This is a genomic window from Leucobacter sp. (assembly GCF_053528595.1).
Window position 1 is genome coordinate 1 of sequence record NZ_JAIVPF010000071.1, and the last position, 7,633, is coordinate 7,633.

At 75.3% G+C, this 7,633-nt stretch carries 5 protein-coding genes and 1 pseudogene; 3 read left to right on the forward strand and 3 right to left on the reverse strand.

Annotation, left to right across the window (positions count from 1 at the left end):
- Window positions 1-507: pseudogene (locus tag ACWKZU_RS14590) on the forward strand (hypothetical protein); the annotation flags it as partial.
- Window positions 508-664: 157 nt separating this feature from the next.
- On the opposite strand, the gene ACWKZU_RS14595 reads toward ACWKZU_RS14590, so the two are convergent.
- The 3 genes from ACWKZU_RS14595 to ACWKZU_RS14605 are packed head-to-tail and all read right to left on the reverse strand — an operon-like array spanning window position 665 to window position 4,553.
- On the reverse strand, window positions 665-1,891 hold the full coding sequence (locus ACWKZU_RS14595) for a S8 family serine peptidase (protein WP_449283061.1): 1,227 nt from the start codon (window positions 1,889-1,891) through the stop codon (window positions 665-667).
- Complete coding sequence (gene eccB / locus ACWKZU_RS14600; protein ID WP_449283062.1) at window positions 1,888-3,213, reverse strand: type VII secretion protein EccB; 1,326 nt, start codon at window positions 3,211-3,213, stop codon at window positions 1,888-1,890. The genes ACWKZU_RS14595 and eccB overlap by 4 nt, the downstream gene beginning before the upstream one ends.
- A gap of 2 nt (window positions 3,214-3,215) precedes the next feature.
- The gene (locus ACWKZU_RS14605; protein ID WP_449283063.1) at window positions 3,216-4,553 is read right to left on the reverse strand and encodes an EsaB/YukD family protein; all 1,338 of its coding nucleotides are present in this window, start codon (window positions 4,551-4,553) and stop codon (window positions 3,216-3,218) included.
- 125 nt (window positions 4,554-4,678) lie between these two features.
- Here ACWKZU_RS14605 and ACWKZU_RS14610 point away from each other — a divergent pair, with 125 nt between their 5' ends.
- Together ACWKZU_RS14610 and ACWKZU_RS14615 are read left to right on the forward strand one after the other, a co-directional pair.
- Window positions 4,679-6,004: a hypothetical protein gene (locus tag ACWKZU_RS14610; RefSeq protein ID WP_449283064.1), complete on the forward strand. Its 1,326-nt coding sequence runs from the start codon at window positions 4,679-4,681 to the stop codon at window positions 6,002-6,004.
- Entirely contained in the window at window positions 6,001-7,290 is a 1,290-nt protein-coding gene (locus ACWKZU_RS14615) for an FHA domain-containing protein (RefSeq protein WP_449283065.1), read from the forward strand. Before ACWKZU_RS14610 ends, ACWKZU_RS14615 begins: the two co-directional genes overlap by 4 nt.
- The last annotated feature ends 343 nt before the right edge of the window (window positions 7,291-7,633 follow it).

Below are 7,633 nucleotides of genomic sequence, written 5' to 3' on the forward strand. Positions count from 1 at the left end.
GTCGCGCGCGCGGGTGATGCCTTCGACGAGACCGTCGTGGCCGTGCCGGGCGATCCGACGCCCGGGCCCGCTCGCTTGCCCGAGCAGTCCCGAGGTGCCACCGGCAACCCGGCGCCGCCGGTACCGGAGCCGGAGCGCGCCGGGTTGCCGCCCGCTCTTGCGGCGCGCATGTTCAAGTCGCCGCTCGACACGCGGTATCGGGTGCCGACCGCGCCCACCGGGGCCCCGGAACACGCCCTGCCGCGGCGCGGCGTCTCGCCCGGGCTGCCGGTGGTGACCGCGACGAGGACGGGTCTCCGCGCCGTCGCGGCCGACGCGCCTCTCGAGGAGCGGCTGGGACGGGTCCCCGATTCGGTGCCTCCCCCTCCGGCGGCTCCTCGCGACGGACTGCGCTCGGTCGGGCGCGCCGACCGGCGCTTCGGCGCCGTGGTACTCGCCGGCTTCGCGATCGCGCTGGTGTGCTCGGTGCTCGGCCTCTGGGGCGTCGCGGTCCTCGCCTTCGGGTAGGGCGCGTCGCGCCGAATCGCGGGCTCTTCGGATTCCTGGGCGCAGACCCTCCGCCGAGATCCCGATTCATGTCGTTTCTCCTCCTGGAGAGCGACCGGAATCGAGATCTCGGCGCGGGGCCGGCCCCGTGCCCACTCCGTGCTGTCGCAGCGGGGTCTCAGCCGCGCTTCCGCCGCGACCGCAGCACCGCGCCGAGACCGCACAGCGCCACGAGGCCCGCGGCGACCACCGCGATCGCCGCGACCATCGCGGAGTCCCCTGCCTCGGGGGGAGCCGCCGTCACCCGCGTGCTCGGCGTGGACCGCGCGGCGTCGCTCGTGTCGGCGAACGGGCTCGTCGGGCCGCGCGTGGTGGAGTCGGGGCGCAGATCGAGGGCCGCGGCCGGCCGGATCGTGCCCCACCCCGTGAGATCGTTGCGGGCATCGGGGTCGGGCCGGTCGCCGGTGGCCTCGAGCCGGTAGGCCCAGCCCTCGGGGCCCTCGTCGGGATAGGCCTCGGCGAGGAGCGCGGCGGCTCCGGCGGCATAGGCGGTGGCGAAGCTCGAGGACGGGGCGTCGGCAGCGTAGACGCAATCGCCGCCGCCCGTCGAAGCGGTGAGCACGTCCTGCCCGGGCGCCGCGACGTCGACGTGCGGCCCGTGGATCGACGCATCGGTCGCGACGCCCGCGGTGTCGACGGCGGTGACCGCGAGCGCCTCGGGGTACGCGGCCGGGTAGCGCGGGCTGTCCTCGGTGTTCTCGGCGGTGCTGCGGTTGCCCGCGCTCGCGACGACGAGCGCGCCTCGGGCAGCCGCGTCGGCCGTGGCTTCGCGCAGCGCCGGGGTGTCGACGTCGTCGCTCAGGGCGACCGTGATGACCCGCGCCCCCAGATCCGTCGCGATGCGGATCGCGGAGGCGATGCGCTCGGCATCCGGGCCGAAGCCCCGGTCCACGCTCTCCTCATCGTCGCCGCGGAAGACGCGCAGGGAGACGATCCGCGCGTCGGGAGCGATCCCCACCACGCCGGAGCCGGCGGCGGATCGGGCGGCGATGATGCCGGCGAGCGCCGTGCCGTGCCCCTGCGGGTCCCCGAGTCCGTCGGAGCGTTCGCCGTCGTCGATCAGCGACGTGCTGCCGGGTGCGAAGGCATCGGCGAGCTGCGGTCGCGTCGCGTCGACTCCCGAGTCGATGATGGCGACGGTGACGCCCTCGCCGGTGGCGCGCAGACCGTCTTCGGGAACCCCCATCGCGGCGAAGGCGCTCGGCGGGCCGGCGATCCTGGCCATCACGCCGGGCGTGCACTCGTCCGCGGCGAAGGCGGGCGTCGTCGGCAGCGGCGCGAGGCTCAGCGCCGCTGCCAGGAGCGGCGCGGCGAGGGCGAGCGATGCGACCCGCCGCGGGCTCACACGCCCTCCGGGGTCGCTCCGGCGGCCTCCGGGGTGAGCGCCGGCCCCGCGGGCAGCAGCTGCAGCCACGGAGCGGGGACGACCGCGACGTCCGATCCGCTGTAGCCGAGACGGGCGGTCCCCGCGCGCACGGTGCCGGGAACCGCGTACGCGGTCCCGCTGCCGTCGACGAGCGTCAGGGTGCCGGCGGTGCCGCCCCGAACGAGCGCGCCTCCGTTCTCCGCGACCGATATGCGCACGGCTCCGGTCGACTGGGAGGTCGCGGGCCGGTCGCCGCCGGTCGCGGCGAGCACCGTCCGCTGACCGCCGCGCTCGCCGGCGAGCGCGGCGCAGGGGACGTCGACCCCTGCCAGCGGGGAGAGCGGCTCCTGCGGCCAGTCGGACGCTCCCACGGGATCCGTGGTGGGCAGTCCGGCGATCTCCGCGGGGCTGAGCTCGATCTCCTCGCCGAGGGCGCCCGAACCGCCGCCCAGCAGATACAGGCGGTGGGCGAGACCGCTCAGCGGCGCCAGTGCGCCATCGGCGGTGAGCAGGTAGCGCTCGGCGTCGCCGCCTCCGAGCGGCCGGATGACGGAACCCGTGGGCAGGTCCAGCTCGGAGACGGTGCCGCGGCCGCCGGCGGCGATCGGGGCGAGATCGGTGCCGCGGGCGAAGAGCGCGAGCCACTCGCCGCGCACCTGCACGGGAGCGACGGTGTCGAGCCCGACGGCGCGGAGGACTGCGGTGCGATGGCGCTCGTGCACCTCGTAGCTCCGGCCGTCCGCGACCACGAAGGTCTCGCCGTCCCGCTCGACGACGATGCCGGTGCCCGCCGGTGCGGCGGGACGCCCCGCACCGCCGAGACGCACGTCGGTCGCGGTGCCGGTGGCGCAGGCGAGCCACCCCGTCCCGTCGAGGTTGTCGGCTCGCGGCAGGGTGTCGGGGGCGCCGAGGATCCCGATCGTGCCGCCGATCGGGATGCCGTCGAGCGCGCTCTGGTCGACGCTGATGACCTCGAACTCGTCGGCCGGGATCAGCATGCGCGCGCTGACCGTGTTGATGACGGGGTGCAGCGAGCCCTCGACGCTCACGTAGCGCGCACCGGTGTCGCGGGCGACGATGAGGCGATTGCTCTCCCATCCTCCGGGCAGTGCGGGCTGCATCAGGCCGACGAAGATCCCCGCGAGCACCACCATCCCGGTGAGCGCGATGCCGGCGAACACGGCTCGGAGCGGTTTCGCGGGCTCGAGCTCCTTCCCGCCCGGAGCGCCGCCGACGAACGCCGAGAGCAGGCGCGCCCTGCTGAAGTTCTGCGCCTCGAGCAGGTCCTTCTTGGTGGCCACGGCTACGCGATCCCAGCAGCCATCGCGCCGAGCGGCAGCAGCGCGGCGAGCAGGACGATCTCGACGGTATCGCCGAGCGTGCTCAGCCGCATGCGCGCCCGTGCGCTGAGCAGCGTGAGGCCCGTGACGACGCCCGTGGCGACGAGCAGCACGGCGAGCAGCACGGGAGCCTGCTCCCGGTGGGCGAGGATCGCGGTGAGACCGCTGACGCCGAGGATCGCGGTGCCGCCTGCGAGCAGCACCAGCACCGACGCCCGGCGGGCCGACTGCCTGGACTGGAACATGAGCACCGTGCCGCAGGCGAGGGTGAGCACGGTGCCGATCCAGCTCGATGCCGCGACGACCGGGGTCGCGGCGAGCACCGCGATCGCGAACGCGACGCGAAGGGCGACCAGGAGCCGGTGCCCGGAGTCGACGCGGGCCGCCACGAGTTCGGGATCGACCGGCTGCGGGGGGTCGAACATCTCTGCTTCCGTCGACGGGGAGATGACGCGTATGCGGGTGCTGCCGAGGGTGAGCCAGGGCAGGGCGCCGGCCAGCAGGCCCGCGCAGGCCACCATCACCGAGTACGGTCCCTCGGGCGCGATCCCGGTGATGCCGACCACGCTCGCGGGGAGCGCGATCGCGACGCCGAGCGCGATGGGCAGCGCGAGCAGTTCGACGGGTCGAGCGGCGAGCAGCATCGCGGCGCCGCCTCCGACGGCCAGCCCGGCGCCGGCGCCGGCCAGCGTGAAACCCCAGAGGCCCTGATCGTGCACGAGCAGGGCCCCGGTGAGCCCCGCGAAGCCGGCCGCGGCGAGGCCGAACGCGATCCCCGCCTGCTGCTGCTGGATGCGGCCGAGCGTGGCGGTGAGTGCGAGCAGCACGAGCAGGCCGGTGCCCGCGACGATCGCGGGCACGAACGAGTCGGCGGGCTGCAGCGCGAGCAGGATCGCGCTGAGCGCGACGAGGGTGAGGCTGACCGCGGTGGCGGTGCGGGCGGCGTCCTCCGGCCGCCAGGCCGCGTGGTGCGCGGCGGTGGCATCGATGACGGCCTCGACGACGTCGTCGTAGCGGCGGGGCACCGCGACGAGCTGGCCGCGGGTGAGCGTCAGGATCTCGCCGTGATCGATGCCCTGGGCGATCGCTCCGCGCGTGGGATCGAGCTCGGTGCCGTCGGCGCGGGTCAGCCGGTAGCCGCCGTGCAGCAGCGTCGCGTCGAGCACCCCCAGCCCGCGGGCCACGCCGGGCAGCACTTCGAGCAGCGGAAGGCGGCCCGGGACCGCGAGGTCGATGCGGCGCTCGGCGTGCACGACCGAGAGCCGCACGACCGCGCTCTGGTCGGCTGCTTCTCGGCTCACGCATACCTCCTGGTGCGGGTGACGGGTTCTCGGCCTGCTCCAGCAAGAATCCTAGTGCCGATTCCCAGCGGGCACGGTCGAAAGCCATTTTCGGAGCCGGAAACGGGCGACGCTACACTGTCAGCGTGAGTCATCCGTCGCCGCAGCTGCGCCGAATCGCGCTCGATGCGGCCGGTCGGCGTCACGACCTGGCAGTGCCGAAGGGCGAGGCCCTCGCCGGCGTACTCGCCGCGGTCGGCGTGCATCTCGGTGCGGACGAACGCGTGCTCGGACCGGACGGCGCCGCGGTCGACACGGGCACGCTCATGACCGAGCTGCGGGAGGGCGGCCTCTACGCCGTCACGGGAGGACCCGCGGACGGGAAGCGCGCCGGCGACGTCGAGGTCGCCGTCCCGGTGAGCCCGCTGCCCTGGGCGCTCGGCGGCCTCGGACTCGTGACCGCGCTCCTGGCGCTCGGTGCGGGCGGGTGGCGCTGGATCGCCGTCGCGGCGCTGGCGCTCGCCGCAGCGGCCGCGCTGCTCGCCGGGAGCCGCACGACCTCCGGCCGCGCCGCAGCCGTGGTCTCGTTCGCGCTGGCGGGGCTCGCGGCCTGCCTCGGGATCCTGCCGAGCGTCGCGGCGACCCCCGGTCTCGCGATCGCGGTCTCCGCCGCAGCCGTGACCGTGACCGCCGCGGTGCTCATGGTCGTCGCGCGGGACGACGGCGCGCGCGCAGCGGCGACCCCGATCGTCGTCGTCTCGGCGCTCTTCGCGGCACTGGCACTGCTGAGCCCCGCGCTCCAGTGGACGCCGCCTCAGCTGCTGATCGCGGCCTCCGCCGCGGCGGTGGTCGGGATCCGCGCGGCCCCGAGCCTGCTGGTGGGGGTCGATCCCGGCTACCACCTCGACTACGGCCGGTTCATGGTGCTGCGTTGGACGGTCCGGGGCCGGGTTCCCGAGTTCATCGAGCGGGTGGACGAGGATCGCGTGCGGGGCATCGTCGCCGCATCCGAGGCCAGGCTCGAGTCCTCGATCCTGCTGCTCTCGGTGATCGCGGCGGCGGGCCTGCCGGCGGCCGCGCTGCCGCTCGGCAGCGGGGATCCGCTCACGGCGATCGCGGCCGCGGGGTATCTGGTCTTCGCCGTGCTCGGCCTGCTGCTCACCTCCCGGCGCACGGTCTCTCCCGTGCTCCGCCGCCCTCCGCGCGTGGCCGTGCTCGCGGGCCTGCTCGGACTGGCGGCGATGCTCGCACCGCGCGCTCCGTCGCTCGCCAGCACCGTGGCGGCGTCGGTGCTCCTGCTGGCCGCCGGGATCGCCGCCAGCATGATCGTGCCTCTCGCGCGCGGCGAGCGCTCGCTCGGCTGGTCGCGCACGGGGGATATCGTGGACAGCATCGCGGTCGCGTTCGTGCTCCCGACCGGACTGCTCGCCGCGGGTACGCTGAACCTACTCCGAGGGGTGCTTTCCGGATGACCCATTCGCCGCCGCCGCCCGGGGCGCCGCGCCGCGGACGTCCCGCGGAGCCGTCGTACCGAGGCCCTGCCGACCCGCCGCATCGGGGTCCCGCGGCCCGTCAGCACCAGCCGCGCGCCCGGCGGCAGGCCGACCCCGCCCTGCGAGGCCGCCAGGGCGGCCCGGCCGGAGCCCCCGGCGCACGGCTCACGGCGGCGCTCGCACGGTCCCGCGCCTGGGCCCGGCCCGCGAGCACGGGCGCGCGTCTCGCCGCCTACACGATCGACGCGCTCGCGTGCGCGCTCGCCGCGGCGGCGGCCGGGGTGCTCGCGGGCAGTGCGGTGATCGGCGTCGTCGTGCTGCTCGAGGCCGCGGCGATCCTGCTGATCCTCGAGGCGCGCACCGGAGTCACGCTCGGCAACCTGCTCCTGCGGCTGCGGACGGCGCGGGACGACGCGCCGTTCTCCCCCGGCATCGGCCGCGGCCTGGTGCGCGGTCTGGTACAGGGGGCCGGGAGCGCGTTCGCGCTGATCGGGGGGTGGATCGTGGTCGCGACGAGCGCTGCGGATCCGAGCCGGATGGGACGGAGCTGGGCGGATCGAGCGGGCCGCACGCTCGTCGTGCGCGTGCCCACGGTGGCGGAGCGGGAGACCTGGGATCGCAATGCCGAGGCGTGGGCCCAGGGTGCTCCGTCCTCGGCGGCGACGCTCGTTCCGGCGGCGTCGGCCGCGGGGCCGGTCCCGGATGCCCGCGAGCCGCGGTTCGTCCGCCGCGCCGCGCCGCAGACGCAGCGGCCGCTTCCCGGCGAGAACACGAACCCGCAGGCGGCGATGGCCGCGCCTCACGGCGCCAAGAGCGTCGGTGCGGGCGGGCCGGGTGCGGACGAACCGGGTGCGGTGCTGCCGCCGGGCGTGGTCGCGGTGGACGCCCCCATCGCTCCCGCGCCGCGGCCCCGCGAGGTCGGCGAGTTCCTGCTGCTGAGCTTCGACACGGGGCAGCGCGAACGGCTGCGGATCCCCGCGACGGCGCTGCTCGGGCGTCAGCCGGTGCCGAGCGGGGAGGGCGAGCAGCTCGTGGCCGTGTACGACCCCGATGGTTCGGTCTCCAAGACCCATCTGCGGCTCGAGTATCGCGGCGGCAGCGTCTGGGTCGCCGACCTCGGGTCGACCAACGGATCCGTGCTCGTCGACGATACCGGAGAGTCGACGAAGCTCGAGCGCGGTGCACGGATCCGGCTCGACGACGGCGCGAGCGTGCGGATGGGCGAGCGCGGGTTCACGGTCGCCGTCGTGACGGGGGAGCTGTAGCCGCCGACGCGCTCGAGCGCGGCTGAGCGTACGGGGAGTGCCAGAGCCGCGGCGCGCCGGCGGGACCGTACTTGCCCTCCGCCGCTGCGAGATCGAACGCTGCCGAGCAGTCCCGTCGACGGGAGCGCCGGCGGTCGGGATGCGGTCGTTCGTCCGTTGTCGGGTATCTGTTGTTGGTGTCTGGGTTTGGTTTGGCGTAGCGTCGGTGTTGGTGGTCCCGGTTTCGGGTTGGTTTTTGTGAAGGGGGAGTTGTGATGGCTCAGACTATTTCCGCTGAAGAGGGGGCTCTGCGTCGGGGGCAGCAGGCTGTTGCCGAGGCGAAGGCTGGTATCGATCGGCAGAC

Coding starts and splice junctions, on each gene's coding strand:
- ACWKZU_RS14615 (WP_449283065.1), top strand. CDS start 6,001: ATGACCCATTCGCCGCCGCCGCCCGGGGCGCCGCGCCGCGGACGTCCC.